This window comes from Oleiphilus sp. HI0066 (assembly GCF_001635725.1).
Genome location: NZ_LWFH01000749.1, coordinates 1 through 696 on the forward strand (window position 1 = coordinate 1; position 696 = coordinate 696).

A 696-nucleotide genomic window follows, 5' to 3' on the forward strand; every position below is an offset into this window, starting at 1 on the left:
CTCACATATGGATAATCATGCAAGGGTTTGAAGCCTTCACAAAAGCATGGAAAGCCTTCCCCAAAATCATCCAAACTAGGCGTTTTGGATGGGTGATTTTTAATATATTGACGCGCTAAGGCATCAAAAAACTGATCACCAAGTGCTGCCAACACTCTCGGAAAAACCGCACGTAATGACGCAGTGAAATTACCGAGCATGCTGCCATGGTAAATATCAAAATGCTGTGTGGCTGACAGTTTATTTGAATCGCAAATCAAGGCTTCTACGTTTGCGATTTCGCCCTGATAGAGTCCATGAATAAACTTATCTTGTAATGCATTTAACGCATTACTTTCAGGTTTAGGCGACATAATCAGCCCGATCTTTGATGTGATGATTATGCTGTTCCCAATACTGTCTCGCTTTACTTAACTCTTTCAATAACACTGAGTATTCTGGGATGTCTGTATCCCATTCAATCAATGTAGGCACAGAGCCAAAGCGCTTGAGCGCCTCTTCATAAAGCTTCCAAACATCGTCATGTACCTGGGCGCCATGTGTATCAAGTAAATGTGTACCCTGGTCTTCAAACCCTGCTAGGTGTAATTCCTTCACGCGATCTGCCGATAGTCGCGCCAAATAATCTTTAGCATCAAACTGATGATTCTGAGCACTCACGTAGATATTGTTGATATCGCACAGCAACAAACAGTC

The 696-nt window shown here is 42.5% G+C and carries 2 protein-coding genes; both read right to left on the reverse strand.

Features of this window, described 5'->3' with window-relative positions; translation table 11 throughout:
• Positions 1-353, reverse strand: a 353-nt coding sequence (locus A3738_RS09100) for a DNA-binding domain-containing protein (protein WP_197473749.1), incomplete at its 3' end; no start/stop codon positions are given.
• A partial coding sequence (locus A3738_RS09105; RefSeq protein ID WP_156504135.1) for a DUF692 family multinuclear iron-containing protein occupies positions 343-696 on the reverse strand: 354 nt, incomplete at its 5' end. The genes A3738_RS09100 and A3738_RS09105, both read right to left, overlap by 11 nt.